Raw genomic sequence first — 14344 nt, 5'->3', positions numbered from 1 at the left:
CAGGCTTTAGCGCTCCGGGGGCTCGGGGCGCAGGGTGGGGAACAGGATCACGTCGCGGATGCTGGACGCGTCGGACAGAAGCATGGCCAGGCGGTCCATTCCCACCCCCAAGCCGCCGGTGGGGGGCAAGCCGAACTCCAGCGCTCGCAGATAGTCGCGGTCCACGGCCATGGCCTCGGCGTCGCCCGCGTCCCGGTCGGCCGCCTGGCCCTCGAAGCGGGCCCGCTGCTCGTCGGGATCAGTGAGCTCGCTGAAGGCGTTGGCCAGCTCCCGGCCGGCCACTATGGCTTCGAAGCGCTCCACCCAGCCGGGCTGGTCGCGGTGCTCTCGGGCCAGCGGCGACACCTCTTTGGGGTAGTCGCACACGAACACCGGTCCCCACAGCTCCGCCTCGGTGGTCTTCTCGTACAACTCCAACAGCAGCTTGCCCGGCCCCCAGCGATCTTCCACCGGGATATCCCGGTCGGCGCAGTGCGACCGCAACTCGGCCAGCGGGGTGTCGAGGCCCACCTCCAGACCGCTGTGGGTGGCCAGCAGGTCGACAAACCGGGCCCTGGGCCACGGCGGGGTCAAGTCCAGATCGCGCCCGCCGTAGCTGATACGGGTGGTGCCTCTCAGTTCCAGGGCCAGTTGGGCGACTAGTTGCTCGACCAGCTCCATGATGTCGCCATAGTCGGCGTAGGCCCAGTACAGCTCCAGCATGGTGAACTCGGGATTGTGACGGGTGGAGATGCCCTCGTTGCGGAACACCCGGGCTATCTCGAACACCTTTTCCAACCCGCCCACCACGAGCCGCTTCAGATACAGCTCGGGGGCGATTCTCAAGAACAGGTCCATTTCCAGCGCGTTGTGGTGGGTGCTGAACGGTCGGGCCAACGCCCCGCCGGGCACCGGGTGGAACACCGGAGTCTCCACCTCGATGAACCCCCGGTCTTCCAGCCACCGGCGGGTGAGCGACATCATCTCGGATCGCAGCAGGAAGGTCTGGCGGGCCTCTTCGGTCACCCACAAGTCGACATAGCGCTGGCGGAATCGGATGTCGGGGTCAGACAGTCCGTGCCACTTGTCGGGAAAGCTCCGCCGGGCCTCGGCCAGCAGCTCCCACCGCTCCACCTTCACCGACAGCTCCCCGGTTCGGGTTTTCATCACCTCGCCGCTCACCCCCACCCAGTCGCCCAACGACAGCGAGCAGAATCCGTCGTAGTCGGGGGTGACCTTGGCGGGAGCGAAAAGCTGGATGCGGCCGGTGGCGTCTTGGAGAGTGGCAAACGCCAGTCGTCCCTGCACCCGCCGGAGCATGATGCGGCCCGCCACCGTCACCTGTTGCCCGGTCTCGGCGCCCGGCTCTATTTCACCGTGATGTTCGTGGCACTGGGCGGCAGTGGCTGTGGTGTCGAACCTATAAGGGGGCGTCACCGGCTGCCCCTACCGGTTGCGCCTGTGGACCAGCCACAGTCCGTGCAGGGTCAGATAGGGCTCGACGTGCTGGATGCTCTCCGACAGCGGGGCGATCAGGTGAGCCAGGCCGCCGGTGGCGATCACCACCATCTCGCTGTCCAGCGCGGCGGAGAATCGGGCCACCATGCCGTCGATCTGGGCCACGAATCCGTATATGACCCCCGACTGGATGGACTCCATCGTGGTCTTGCCGATCACGGTGCGGGGCTCGGTGAGCGCCACCGGGCCCAATGCGGCCGCCCGGCCCACCATGGCATCCAGGCTGACCTCTATGCCCGGTGCGATGGCCCCGCCCAGGAACTCTCCGGCTTTGGACACCACGTCGAAGTTGTTGGTGGTGCCGAAGTCCACAATCACCGCAGGTCCGCCGTAGAGCTGGTGGGCGGCCACCGCGTTGGCGATCCGGTCGGCCCCCACCTCGCGAGGGTTGTCGTACAAGATGGGTATGCCGCTGCGGGTGCCGGGTTCGATCACCACCGGCTCGAAGTCCAGGTAGCGCTGCACCATCATCCGCGCGCTCTCCCGGATGCGGGGCACTCCCGAGCAAACCGCCACCCCGGTCAGCTCACCCTCCATATCCACGCCGATGCTGTCCAGCAGGCTGCGCAGCAAAACGGCCACTTCGTCGGGGGTGCGCTCGTGAACGGTGGACAGCCGCCAGTGCTCGATCAGCCCGTCGTCGGCCTGGCAGTCCTCGGCGCGCTCGGCCTCATACAGGCCGACCACGGTCTGGGTGTTGCCAATGTCGAGCGCCAGCAGCATGCGGGCTCCTGATTCGTGCTTGTCCTGGCACCCGCCCGATTCTCGGATGCGCGCTTCCTATTTTCTACTCTCCCCAACCCAAGGGCGAAGCATCGGCAGCAGCATCGGCAGCGGAGGCCGCCGATGCCACCAGGCGACCACCGCAGCCGCCGGGCTGAGGTGCAAGCGAGCCCTCAGTTGCGGAGCACGGGATTCAGCTGCTTGGGCTGCCAGGTGGTAGTTCCAGAGTCGGGAAACGCGTCGGGCGGCGGCACCACGCTGCGCCTGCCGGTTCGCCGGTCGTGCTCCACTTGATGGTGTCGTTCGTGAATATCGTGGTGGCAGTCGTTGCACACCGTGACCAGGTTGGGATAGTCGGTTGCGCCGCCGTTCTTCCAGTGCTTGATGTGGTGGGCGAAACTGCGGTTCGCGTCCGCCCCGCAGCCCACACACGCCTTGTCGCGCACCATGAGCGCGATTCTCTGGGCGTCGCTGGCGCAACGGCGGCGCCGTCCCAACCACAAGTCCTGCGTCCTGGCGTTGAACACCGCCGGGAAGATGTCGGCCTCATGGGCCAGCTTGACCAGTTCTTTGGCTGGAAGCGGCGTTCCGTCGGAGAGGCGGGCGTTCACCAGTTCCTTGAGGGCCGTGTCGTAGTCGGCCACCAGCACCAAGGCGATTCCTGCCGCCTTGCCCTTCTCCGGGTGCAAGATCAGCTCAGCCAACGCGTCAGCGGCACGCTGCTGAGGTGAACGCCTAGCTCTGGAGTCCTCTGCGCGCCACAGCTCTCGCTCTTTGTCGGCGAGCACCCCTGCGATGTGGTTGCCGGCAATCGGGTCGAACTCCGCGTTGAGCACATACAAGCCCGTATCCCCGTTTTGGAACAGGCGGGCTGAGCGCTTCTGCTTGCGCCTGTCGTGAATCGACTGTCCGCCGTCGCCCGACAACTCGTGTTGCTGGCGCTTGACCGTCTTGGTCAACTCGTCATAGGTCTGTGTCTTGGCGGCCTCCACGAGCTCCCGCTCGTCAATCGGCCCCTCAGACGACGCCCGGGCGATCAGCCGCGCATGATCTGCCGGGACCTCGCCCGACGCCAGAGCCTCTGAAGTCGCAGCCAGTCCGGCCAGCCGCTCAGCGGCCTTCACATCGTGGTGGGCCTGGGAGGGAGATGACCGCAACACCTCACGGGCCACCTTCTTGGCCCCGACTGTCTCGTGACGGCGAGCCAACTCGGCCATTGTCTGCGCTTTCAACGCCTCCAACTGCGACTCGGCCCCGCCCAACACCCCCAACCGCCCACGCAACCCCGCATCCGACAACCCGGCCACATCCACCCGCGACACGCACACCGCCGCCCCGCAGCCGCCGTCAACCGCAGTCTCAGCACCGGCTTGCCCGGCGAGAACAGAGGAAAACTCCATGCCTGTAGTCTACCAAGCCTGGTGACAACATCACTCTGAATAACAAAACAATAGTCAATATTAATTTACAAATATGTCAATAACATGACATATAATCACAAGAGCCACAGCGGCAACCAGGTCATTGACTGGACATGACAGGCTGTCTGTGAGCTCCCCGGCAGAGCGGTTTATCTGAGAATTACGTCGTAGACGATGTAGGCCATGCCGATGAAGGGGGCCAGCCATATCAGCCACCTGCGAAGCCGGACTGCTCCTTCGACGATAAGGGTGATAAGACGCTGGCAAAGGTGGCCCCATGTGGGCGGTCGCCCAATGTTGGCGTAGTTGGCGGCTTCGTGGCCGATTTTCTGTTGGAACTGGAGATACCAGGGCTGCTTCGAGTCACCTGGGAATCCGGAGGGACCCGAAGACCCCAATAGCCCCTCATAGTGCTCATCCGAAGTCAATGGGCGCTGCGAGTCATCCCCTTCATACGGGGTCACACCGCCAAAGGGCACCATTCCTCCAACCCAGTACCGCAGCCGCTCCCCCTTTTTCCAGCCCGCGCGCAGTGCAGGGCAGCCGACTTCATGCCCACCTTCGGGCACGGCCAGCGGCCCCTCCTGAGGGCAATTGCATTTGGGGTTTCGTTCCAACCTTGACTACTCCTCTTGCTGTGCCTCGGCCCGCAGGGTGGACACCCAACGCCCTTATCTGCCAATTGTCCACCTACCAGTGACAGGTTGCCGCGCTGGCACTTCGAGTCATCACAATTCCAAGCTGTGGCCGAAGCTCTGCCTGCTGGATACCTACGGGGTGAGGCCGAGTTCGGCCTGGCCTTCGGGGGGTTTGTGGGCGAGGCGGGTGAGTTCGGGCCAGGCTTGGATGAGGCTGTTGTAGGCGAGGGCGTCGGCAGCCCAGTTGTTGCGCTCTGAGGTGTGGTGGAGGCTATAGGCGAGTTGGCGGGCGGGTTCGGCGAGGCCGCCGAGTTGGCGCAGGAGAGCGGCGGCGGGTTGCTCGCCGCCGGTTTCGAGTTGGCGGGCCAAGTGGTTGACCGCCTCCCACACGGTGAGGCGGTCGTCGGCTACGGGATCCCAGTTCTCGTCGAGCTCTCGGCGGTCGACAAGGCGGACTCTGCCGGCGTGGGAGGAGGCTATGCCTGCGGCGACGAGACCTTCGACGGAGGTGTTGCGGGATTTGGAGAGCTGCTCGGCCTGCCCGTAGTCGCCGGGATCGAAGCCGTGCTGGGCAAACCAGGTGAGCGCCCAGCGGGTGTCGGCATCCAAGTCGGCCTCCGCGCTCTCGAGCGTTTCGTCGAGAACGGAGTTGATGGCGACCAGCGCGGCCCGCACTCCCATCCGGGTGCCGTCGGCCTCGACCACTCTCGAGTACCGGGAGTACACGGCCATGCCCGGGCCGATGGCGGCCTGGGCCAGATCCACCGGCGCGATATTGGCCTCCCGCAGGCGGGCCAAAGCGTCGGGCAGCTCGGCGGCGAGCCGGTCCAAGAACTCCCGGCGCGATGCAAGGGGCGCATCATCGGGCCGAGGCCGGCACACCAGCACGATCGACGACGCCAGCGCGTTGCTGGCTTGAGAGCGCATCCGGTTGGCCAGCTCGGTGCGCATGGGCCAAGTGCCGGTGATCTGCAACCCCTCGCCGACCAGCCCCTCCAAGAAGGTCTCCCACCCGGTGGAGACCACAGCCCCTTCGCCGGTCGTCTCGGCCTGTTTGAACGCGTAGAACACCGACATCGGAAACCGGGGATCCTGGACCTCGCGGAAACGGGCGAACACCTGCCCCAAACCGTCCTCGAAGAATCCCTCCGCCTGCTTCTTGTCGCCGCTGTGGCGGTACGGCGCGGCGATCAGCTCTTGCGCCTTCGGTGCCAGCAGCGTCGAGCACACATCGGGGAAAACCCCGCCCAGACTCTGGCGCAGCCACACGTAGAAGAAATCCGACAAATCCGCATAGCCGATATTGTCGTAATACGGCGGATCGCACGACACCACCACCGGCGAAGGCCCCGGCGCGGCGGCATCGCGCTGTCGGACTATTCCTGAACCAGTAGCAGGCGTCTCCCGCAAGGCCTTGAGAACAAAGTCGACCATCGCCGACCAATTCCCCGTTGAGTCAGAGAAAGGGTTCGCCTCAGCAAAGTCCCAATTCATAGGAATCGCCTGCCGCGCGAACGTAGTTCGAACCTTCGTATACGAATTGTCCCAAGTACACATGGCTGAACCGCGGTCAGCCAGTTTGGACACGCCGAACGCCAGATAAACCGATACGGCTTCGGCGTAGGCGGTCGCGCCGGCACCGCCGTCGCGCAGCGGGGTCGGGTCGTCGCGCAGACCGGCAGCCAGCGCATCGGCCAGTGCTTGATCGCGGGCTTCGGCAACTAGGTCGCTGAACGCGGTCAGGGCGTTGAGTTGGCGGTTGGTGAATAGGTCGGCCCACTCCGACATGCCCCAGTTCGTCACCGTGATGGCTCGGGGGTCATTTGCAATTGCACCGCTAGGTGGGTCAGGGGGTGGCGGGATGTGGAGTGCTGGGTGTTCGTGCTCGGGAGCAGGCGCCAGGTAGTGGCGTTGGCGGTCGCCCTGGGCGACGATGGCCATCAGCCGGGCGCCGAGCCCGGTGGTTCGGGCTTCGGTCTTGACATGGCCGGTGGGGATAGCCGCGGCGCAGAACACGCAGCGGAACTGGGCCCGGCCCTGCTTGGGCGCCTCCGGCGGCCCGCCCGGGCCTGTGCCGATCTCGTAGTGGATTGCCCGGGCCGCCTCGTCGACCATCGGGTTCACCCACGCCTCACGTCCCTTCTTCTTCGACAGCCACCACGACGACGCCAACGGCGCCTCCCCACCACACACCGGGTTGGGACAGCGGGCGGTTCGGGTCCAGATCCAGGCGACAACAGGCGCCGGCCCTCCTCCGTGCTCGGCAGGCAGGTCGATCTCGGGGTAGAGGCGGCCGATGCGGGCCTCGGCCCGGCCGCGCATCCATTGTCCGTAGTGGCGCACATCGGCGGCCAGGCCCTGCGCGCCCGACCACGACCCCAACCCGGCCGCCGCCTGAGCCCCGGGATTGACCGGCGCGTACCCGGCGAACCGGGGCGGTATCTCGATCAGCGCCTTGTTGATCAGCACAGCCACCGGATTCAAATCCGATGCGTGGGCCTCCAACCCCAGCCGCTGCGCCTCCAACGGGATGCTGCCCCCGCCGGCGAACGGATCCAACACCGCAGGCAGGGATACCCCCCCCCCCCCGCAGCACGCGGCGATCTCCGCCCGAGCCTTGGCCAGCACCTCCGGGTCGTTGCTGTTCTCCCACAGCACCAACTCCTCGATCAGCCCGAACAGCCGCTCCCGCTCCGCATCCTGAGCCCCCGAGGTGGGAAACCGATCAGGCCGCGACGACGGATCGTCCACCAGAGAAGCGAACAGCACCGCCCGACACGCCGCCAACGGTCGTCGGGCCCACCACAGATGCAAAGTCGAGGGATGCCCATGGCGAATCGACTTCTCCCGAGCCGACGCCGCATTGATGGCATCCAACGGCAACGCCACCTCGATCAACTTCTGCGCGAATACCTGCTCAGCCACCAAGAGCGGACACTACCCCTAGCGCACAATCGCGCGAGGCTCAGGCTGCGTCTAGGGCGATGTCCAGGGCTGGCGCCGAATTGGTGAGGCGGCCTACCGAGATGAAATCCACACCGGTGGCCGCATATTCAGCCACCGTCTCCAAGGTGATGCCGCCGCTCACCTCTAGCAGGCAGTCGTGACCGGCAGCTCGGTTCACACAGGCCCGAACCGCTTCGGGGGCCATGTTGTCCAACAGCAGGGCATCGGCGCCCGCAGCCAAGGCCTCGTCGACTTGTTCGATCTGATCGCATTCCACATATACGGCCCGGTCGGGCCATCGCTGGCGGGCAGCCGCCACCCCGTCGGCGATGGTGATTCCAGCCAGATGGTTGTCTTTGAACATGACCCAGTCGGACAGGCCAAACCGGTGGTTGTCGCCGCCGCCGGCGCGCACTGCGGCCTTTTCCAGCACCCGCAAGCCAGGGGTGGTCTTGCGGGTATCCCGGATGCGGGCTCGGCCGGCGCCGGCCGACTCCGCGGCTGCAACATACCGGGACACCTCGGTGGCAATCCCCGACAAGTGGCTCAAGAAGTTCAGCGCGGTGCGCTCGGCGGTCAGCACGGAGTGGCGAGGCCCGACAACTTGGGCCAACGTCTGGCCGGGCCTCACCCGGTCGCCATCGGCAGCCTTCCACCGATGGGCGATTGACGGGTCAACCTGGCGAAACACCTCGACTGCGCAAGCCCGTCCGGCCAAGCAACCTGGCGAACGGGCCACGATCGCCGCGGTCATGATGGACGGGGGAAGAAGCGAAGAAGTGACATCGCCAAGTGGCCCCACATCCTCGGCCAAGGCCATCTCTACCGCGGCCTGCACCTCTTCAGGAGGAGGATCAAAGCCGGTCACAGTCCACTCCCAGATTGTCGATCAGGCGGGCCTGGCCCACTCTGGCGGCCACCAGCAGGCGCACCTCGCCGGCTAGCTCATCGGGGCGAGCCAGCGTGGCCGCGTCTACCGCCGCGGCGTAGTCGGGGGATGCCTTGGGCTCGGCGGCCAGCACCGCGGCCATGAGCGCCTCCACCTCGTCGGGGTCCCGGCTGCCCTCGGCCACCGCATCCCGCCCGGCCTGCAATGACCGCCAAAGCACAGTGGCGGCCGGCCGCTCGTCGGCAGACAAATACACGTTCCGGCTAGACATGGCCAGGCCATCGGGCACCCGGAAGGTGGGGCACCCCACCACCTCCACCGGCAAAGACAGGTCGGCGGCCATCCGCCGGATCACCACCAGCTGCTGGTAGTCCTTCTCCCCGAAATAGGCCCGGCCCGGCCCCAGCATCGAGAACAGCTTGGCCACCACGGTGGCGACCCCGTCGAAGTGGGTGGGGCGAGCGAGTCCTTCCAGCACCGCGTTGAGCCCCTTGACCGCAACCGAGGTGATCGGGGCTTGCGGGTACATCTCCTCGGTCAAGGGGGCGAACACCAGCCCCGCCCCCGCCGCCGCGCACATCTCCATGTCCCGGTCCAAGTTGCGGGGGTAGGTTCCGTAGTCCTCGTCCTCGGCGAACTGAAGCGGGTTCACGAAGATGCTCACCACGGTCAGGTCGTTGTCGGCCGCCGAGCGGGCCACCAGCGACTGGTGCCCCTCGTGGAGATAGCCCATGGTGGGCACCAAGCCCACAGAGCCGCCTTGTCGTCGTACTGCGTCCACTGCGACCCGCAGATCGGCTACCCGCTCGACCACTGCGACACCGGCGACGGTGCTCATCAACAAGCCCCACCGGTGAGCTCGTCCCAATCGCCCCAGCGGCGGCACCCGCCGGTTTCGGGGTCGGCCCAGCCCTCAGCCAGGTCGGGGGCCAGCTCCCCGAGGGGCATCATCACAAACGCCCGCTCCAACATGCGGGGATGGGGCACTACCAGATCGGGCTCGTCCACTTGCTCGCCGTCCACCCATAGAACATCGACATCCAGCGTCCGAGGGCCCCAGCGCACCTCCCGCACCCGCTCGGCCAGCGCTTCCAGCATGCGGCACAGCTCCAAGAGACCTCGGGCCGACCGGCCAGTGTCCAACTCGACCACCGCATTCAGGTACAGGCCCTGGTCGGGACCGCCCACCGGATCGGTCTCATACACCCCCGATACGGCTACGCACTCAGGAATGGCCGCCACCGCATCTTTGAGATAACCCAGCCGGTCGCCCATGTTCGACCCCAATCCCAAGAAGGCCCGGGTCATGGGCGATGCCGCAAAATACGCACCCCGCTGGCCGACAAGTGATGGGGCACCGGGGGCCGAAGTTTTCGGACCTCGACGGCAACCCACTGCGCCCGCTGGTCGGCGTTCAGGCACACCTCGGCCACCGTTTGGGCCATGGCTTCCATGAGGGTGAACTGCCCGCCTTCCGCCGCCGCGCACACCGCCGCGCACACCTCTCCGTAATCGATGGTGTCGTCCAAGTCGTCGGTTCGACCTGATGGCCCCAGATCAGCGCCTATGTCCACGTCCAACTCGAACGGCTGGGCCCGGACCCTCTCCTCGGCCAGCGCACCGCACAGAGCCATCACCCTCAAGCCCCTCAAACGCAGGCAATCCTCAGTCATCCCCGGCTGATTCCTGCTCTTGCTCGATTACAGCCAAGAGACGGTCCTCCGGGCCGGGGAGGGCGGCTGCTGAGTTGACGATGCGGCGGCCCACGGCGCCGACCGGGCGCTCGGTCATCTTCTCTACCACCACCACAGCCTGCGACTCGCTGGGAACCATCCCGTTCCACAGCAGGTATCCGGCCACGAACCCGCACACCACGTCGTCCAGAGCACGGCGGTGAACCAGCAGCTTCTCCCCGCTGACCAGCAATGACTGCAACTCTGCGAAGAGCGGTCCGAGCCGGGCCCGGTAGTCCTCGTTGTCGGCGATGGGCCAGTGGCTCCACGCGATGTTCTGCTCGCTGTAGTTGTGGAGGTTGTGAGTAGACGGCATCAACGACACAACCCGGGAGAAACCCTGCTGGCGAATCCAGTTGATCTCCTCGGTGCGCCGAACTCGGCGGTGGCTCTCCCCCCGACCGCCCGGGCGCTCGCAGATCGCGAGGCGGTCCTTCATGATCCAGCAGAAGTTCCGGGGACGAATGCCCGCCGCCCACTTGCCCTTCACGCCACCGCCACCTTCATTGCCCCGACGGTGGCGGCCACGTCGTGGACCCGAACCACCGACGCTCCCTGGGCGAAAGCCCAGACCGCGGCGGCCAGCGATCCCTCGATCCGATCATCCACCGGCGCTTCATCCTGGGTTCGGCCATCGTCGCGGGCGGGAACACCTCCTCCGCCTGGGCGAACCCCCGCGTCGCTGCGGGCATGGATCTCGCCGATGAAGCGCTTGCGGCTGGCCCCCACCACTACTGGTGCTCCTTTCGCGGTGAGCTGGCGCAAGTTGGCCAGCAGCTCCAGGTTGTGGCCTGTGGTCTTGCCGAAGCCGATGCCCGGATCAACCCACACCTCGGGTACTCCAGCAGCCAGTCCTCGCTCCACGGCCGCGGCCAAATGGCCGCCCACCTCGGCGACGACATCGGAGTAGCGGGGGTCGACCTGCATGGTGGCCGGGGTGCCCTGGCGGTGGACGGCGATCCATGTCACATTCAGCTCAGCGGCAAGCTCGTGCAACGACGCCGAGACATCGTTGAGGATGCCGGCCCCGGCCGCCACCGCGGCCCGGGCCACCTCGGGCTTGGTGGTGTCGATGGAGACCCGTCCGTGTTGGGCCAAGCCGGCCACTACGTCTACCACCCGGGCCAGCTCTTCTCCTGCCGGCACCGGCTCGGCGCCAGGACGGGTGGACTCCCCGCCCACATCCACCACCGCGGCCCCCTCGTCGAACAACTGGCGCCCTCGGGCCACCGCGGCTTCAGGCGTCGAGAACTGGGCCCCGTCGGAAAAGGAGTCGGGAGTCACGTTGACAATCCCCATGACCATCGGCCCTGCTGCCTGAGACTCCACCACCTCAGAGTACCCCTGTGCCCCGAAACCCTCCTATGCCTACACCCCGTTGGGGGGTTTTATCGGTCGATAAACCTCATCGCCTCGGCTCGGGTGGCGATATCAGTCCGGAACAGGCCCCGTACCGCGGAGGTGACGGTGTTGGCCCCCGGCTTGCGGATGCCCCTCATCGACATGCACAGGTGCTCGGCCTCCACCACCACCAAAACGCCTCGCGGGTTGAGGGCGGTCTCGATGGCGTCGGCAATCTGGGTGGTGAGCCGCTCCTGTACTTGGGGCATCCGGGCATAGCCCTCCACCACCCGGGCCAGCTTGGACAGCCCGGTGATACAGCCGTCCTTGTTGGGGATGTAGCCCACATGGGCTTTGCCCAGAAACGGGATCAGGTGGTGCTCGCACAGCGAGTACAGCGGGATGTCCCGCACCAGGATCATCTCGTCGTGATCGGCCTCGAACTGGCGGGTCAGATGGGAGGCGGGGTCTTCGTGCAGCCCCTCGCAGATCTTGGCGTACATCCGAGCCACCCGCCCCGGCGTGTCCAACAGGCCGTCGCGGTCGGGATCCTCGCCGATGGCGACCAGGATCTCCCGCACCGCGGCCTCGATCCGAGACTGGTCGACTGTGCCTTTGCTCTTGCCACCCATCGGCCCCGACGGTAGTTCGCAAGTCGGGTAGCCTCACAAACTCATGGTGGGGCGGCCGGCATTGGACGGGGTCCGAGTAGTCGATCTGGGCTGGGGCATCGCCGGGGGCTACGCCACCAAACTGCTGGCCGACGCCGGGGCCGACGTGGTGAAGGTGGAGTTGCCCGACGGCGACCCGCTGCGAGGCTATTCGGCCTCATTCGCCCCCATCGACGACCACGGCCCGCTGTTCGGGTTCTTGAACACCACCAAACGCGGAGCAGTGCTGGACTACCGGACAGCCACAGGGCGCGCCCGGCTGTTGGATCTTTACGCCACCGCCGAGCTGGTGATGGAGCGGTCTGAGCCCGGCGAGATGGAGAGCCTGGGCGTGGGCTGGGAGGCGCTGGCCGACCGGCGGCCCGACGCCACCATGGTGTCGGTGTCCAACTTCGGCCGGGGAGGGCCCTGGAGTCGCCGCCCGGCCAACGAGTTCACCCTCATGGCCATAGCCGGATCAACCGCCACGCGGGGGCAGCCGGGGCGGATCCCGTTCAACGCGGGCGGGCGCATCGGGGAGTGGATGGGCGGGTTGACCGCCGCGGTGGCGGCCACCTCCGCACTGCGCCGGGCCCGGCGCACCGGGAAGGGCGACCACGTGGATCTCTCGCTGTTGGAAACCATCACCCCCACCTGCACCAACGTGCAAACCCTGTGGGGATCGTTCACCGGCGACTACGACACCCGGGCACTGCTGGAGGTGCCCTCAGTGGAACCCACCCGGGACGGCTACGTGGGGTTCTGCGTGTTCACCGGCCAGCAGTGGCAGGACTTCACCGTGCTGGTCGGCCACCCGGAGTGGGCCGGCGACCCCGAGTTGGCCACCATGGGCGGGCGCATCGCCGCCGGGGAGTCCATCGCCGGGGCCATCCGGGAGTGGACCTCGGCCCGCACCACCGAAGAGGTGGTACACCAGGCCACCCTCTTGCGCATTCCGGTTGCACCCATCGGCAACGGCGCCAACGTGGCGGAGTTCGACCAATTCGCACAGCGGGGGGTGTATGAGCCCCATCCCGGCGGCGGGTTCGTGCAGCCCCGGGTGCCCTACCGCAACAACTCCCACCCATCGGTGGCCTTCCGTCCTGCCCCTCGGCTGGGACAGCACACCGACGACGTGCTGGGCCGGCTGAGGGCCGGCGGCGACTCCGGTGCCTCCGCTCGGCAGTCGGGTACCGACCCGGCGGCATCGCCCGATGCCCTTCCTCTCGAAGGGGTCCGGGTAGTGGACATGACCGCGTTCTGGGCCGGGCCTTACGCCACGATGATGCTGGCCTGCCTGGGGGCCGACGTCATCCACATTGAGTCGGTGCAGCGGCCCGACGGCATGAGATTCGGATCATCCCGCACCCCGGCCGACGACCAGTGGTGGGAGTTTGGCCCAACATTTCAGCACGCTAACGCGGGCAAGCGATCGGTAACGCTGGATCTGACCCGGCCCGAGGGCATGGAGCTTCTGCACCGGCTCATCGAGGTCTCCGATGCCATGGTGGAGAACTTCTCCCCCCGGGTCATCGACCAGTTCAAACTGGACTGGGACACGGTAATCAACCTGAACCCCCGGCTGGTGATGGTGCGGATGCCGGCCTTCGGGCTCGACGGGCCGTGGCGAGACCGGGTGGGATTCGCCCAGACCATGGAGCAGGTCAGCGGCATGTGCTGGCTCAGCGGCTACCCCGACGCCGCCCCCCAACTGGCCCGGGGGCCGTCTGATCCGCTGGCCGGGTTGCACGCGGCCTACGCGGTGATCTGCGGCCTGCACGCCCGGGAGCGCACCGGCAAGGGCAGCTTCGTGGAGGCCACCATGGTTGAGACGGCGCTGAACGCGGCAGCCGAGCAGGTGGTGGAGTATTCGGCTACCGGCCATCTCATGGCCCGAGAAGCCAACCACCACCCCTATGCCTGCCCCCAAGGGGTGTACGCCTGCTCAGACGGTGCCCTGATCGCACTCTCGGTGGAATCAGATGAGCATTGGGCGCAACTGCTGGCGGCTGTGCCCGAACTGGAGCTTGACCAGGTGGCCGATTCAGCGGCACTGGCCGACCGCTTCGCTGCCCGCCACGCCTTCGACGAGCGGCTGAGCCGGTGGTGTGGCGGCCTCGCAGCCTCCGACGTGGTCGAACGGCTCATCTCGTTCGGCGTTCCCGCGGCGGAGGTGGAGATCAGCCGGGGGGGCGATCGCAATCCCCAGGTGAACGCCCGCGGCTTCTACGAGGCAGTGGAGCATCGCCTGGCCGGCACCCACCGCTTCCCGGCCTTCCCGGCGCGATTCGGCCGTCAACCCGACCGCTGGTTCACCCGCCCCGCCCCCACCCTCGGAGAGCACAATGCCGAGGTGTTGGGCGGCCTGCTCGGGGTGGACGACGGCGATCTGGCCCGCCTCGAAGCAGCCCATATCATCGGCACCCGCCCGGCATTCGCGCCGTCCAGCCCTGCTGTGTGATCTTCGAGTTGGTGGACGACTTGCACAACACCGCCTCCCACCGGT

Annotated in this window: 13 protein-coding genes; 1 reads left to right on the top strand and 12 read right to left on the bottom strand. The window is 66.9% G+C overall.

The annotated features are described in order from the left end of the window. Positions 1–6: 6 nt before the first annotated feature. From lysS to folE, 12 genes are all read right to left on the bottom strand, one after another. Positions 7–1416, bottom strand: a complete 1410-nt coding sequence (lysS, locus tag ACOGXA_RS16905) for a lysine--tRNA ligase (RefSeq protein WP_419925018.1) — start codon at positions 1414–1416, stop codon at positions 7–9. A 9-nt stretch (positions 1417–1425) separates the two neighbouring features. Beyond that, positions 1426–2220: a type III pantothenate kinase gene (locus ACOGXA_RS16900; RefSeq protein WP_419925017.1), complete on the bottom strand. Its 795-nt coding sequence runs from the start codon at positions 2218–2220 to the stop codon at positions 1426–1428. Positions 2221–2393: 173 nt separating this feature from the next. Further along, on the bottom strand, positions 2394–3620 hold the full coding sequence (locus ACOGXA_RS16895) for a DUF222 domain-containing protein (RefSeq protein WP_419925016.1): 1227 nt from the start codon (positions 3618–3620) through the stop codon (positions 2394–2396). 170 nt (positions 3621–3790) lie between these two features. After that, the gene (locus ACOGXA_RS16890) at positions 3791–4105 is read right to left on the bottom strand and encodes a hypothetical protein (RefSeq protein WP_419925015.1); all 315 of its coding nucleotides are present in this window, start codon (positions 4103–4105) and stop codon (positions 3791–3793) included. Between the two features lie 306 nt (positions 4106–4411). Beyond that, positions 4412–7204 (bottom strand): DUF1156 domain-containing protein, encoded by a 2793-nt coding sequence (locus ACOGXA_RS16885; protein ID WP_419925014.1) that lies wholly within the window; start codon positions 7202–7204, stop codon positions 4412–4414. Positions 7205–7244: 40 nt separating this feature from the next. Beyond that, on the bottom strand, positions 7245–8093 hold the full coding sequence (nadC, locus tag ACOGXA_RS16880) for a carboxylating nicotinate-nucleotide diphosphorylase (RefSeq protein ID WP_419925013.1): 849 nt from the start codon (positions 8091–8093) through the stop codon (positions 7245–7247). Further along, positions 8080–8952, bottom strand: a complete 873-nt coding sequence (gene panC / locus ACOGXA_RS16875) for a pantoate--beta-alanine ligase (RefSeq protein WP_419925012.1) — start codon at positions 8950–8952, stop codon at positions 8080–8082. The genes nadC and panC overlap by 14 nt, the downstream gene beginning before the upstream one ends. Continuing rightward, the gene (gene folK, locus ACOGXA_RS16870; RefSeq protein ID WP_419925011.1) at positions 8952–9422 is read right to left on the bottom strand and encodes a 2-amino-4-hydroxy-6-hydroxymethyldihydropteridine diphosphokinase; all 471 of its coding nucleotides are present in this window, start codon (positions 9420–9422) and stop codon (positions 8952–8954) included. Before folK ends, panC begins: the two co-directional genes overlap by 1 nt. Next, positions 9419–9787 carry a dihydroneopterin aldolase gene (gene folB / locus ACOGXA_RS16865; RefSeq protein ID WP_419925010.1) on the bottom strand — a complete coding sequence of 123 codons (369 nt, stop codon included), beginning with the start codon at positions 9785–9787 and terminating at the stop codon, positions 9419–9421. The genes folK and folB overlap by 4 nt, the downstream gene beginning before the upstream one ends. Continuing rightward, positions 9780–10337: a hypothetical protein gene (locus ACOGXA_RS16860; RefSeq protein WP_419925009.1), complete on the bottom strand. Its 558-nt coding sequence runs from the start codon at positions 10335–10337 to the stop codon at positions 9780–9782. The genes folB and ACOGXA_RS16860 overlap by 8 nt, the downstream gene beginning before the upstream one ends. Continuing rightward, complete coding sequence (gene folP / locus ACOGXA_RS16855) at positions 10334–11176, bottom strand: dihydropteroate synthase (RefSeq protein ID WP_419925008.1); 843 nt, start codon at positions 11174–11176, stop codon at positions 10334–10336. The genes ACOGXA_RS16860 and folP overlap by 4 nt, the downstream gene beginning before the upstream one ends. 59 nt (positions 11177–11235) lie before the next feature. Next, the gene (gene folE, locus ACOGXA_RS16850; RefSeq protein ID WP_419925007.1) at positions 11236–11820 is read right to left on the bottom strand and encodes a GTP cyclohydrolase I FolE; all 585 of its coding nucleotides are present in this window, start codon (positions 11818–11820) and stop codon (positions 11236–11238) included. Positions 11821–11863: 43 nt separating this feature from the next. Between folE and ACOGXA_RS16845 the strand changes: the two genes are divergently transcribed. Next, complete coding sequence (locus ACOGXA_RS16845) at positions 11864–14299, top strand: CaiB/BaiF CoA transferase family protein (protein WP_419925006.1); 2436 nt, start codon at positions 11864–11866, stop codon at positions 14297–14299. The last annotated feature ends 45 nt before the right edge of the window (positions 14300–14344 follow it).

This window comes from Candidatus Poriferisocius sp. (assembly GCF_965208475.1).
In the GTDB taxonomy this organism is placed as follows: domain Bacteria; phylum Actinomycetota; class Acidimicrobiia; order Acidimicrobiales; family Bin134; genus Poriferisocius.
This window is presented reverse-complemented; position numbering and strand designations above follow the sequence as displayed.

What these genes read in the sequence shown, in the direction of transcription:
- ACOGXA_RS16900 (WP_419925017.1), bottom strand. Translation starts at nt 2,220, where the DNA reads ATGCTGCTGGCGCTCGACATTGGCAACACCCAGACCGTGGTCGGCCTG.
- ACOGXA_RS16895 (WP_419925016.1), bottom strand. Translation starts at nt 3,620, where the DNA reads ATGGAGTTTTCCTCTGTTCTCGCCGGGCAAGCCGGTGCTGAGACTGCG.
- panC (WP_419925012.1), bottom strand. Translation starts at nt 8,952, where the DNA reads ATGAGCACCGTCGCCGGTGTCGCAGTGGTCGAGCGGGTAGCCGATCTG.
- folK (WP_419925011.1), bottom strand. Translation starts at nt 9,422, where the DNA reads ATGACCCGGGCCTTCTTGGGATTGGGGTCGAACATGGGCGACCGGCTG.
- folB (WP_419925010.1), bottom strand. Translation starts at nt 9,787, where the DNA reads ATGACTGAGGATTGCCTGCGTTTGAGGGGCTTGAGGGTGATGGCTCTG.
- folE (WP_419925007.1), bottom strand. Translation starts at nt 11,820, where the DNA reads ATGGGTGGCAAGAGCAAAGGCACAGTCGACCAGTCTCGGATCGAGGCC.
- ACOGXA_RS16845 (WP_419925006.1), top strand. Translation starts at nt 11,864, where the DNA reads ATGGTGGGGCGGCCGGCATTGGACGGGGTCCGAGTAGTCGATCTGGGC.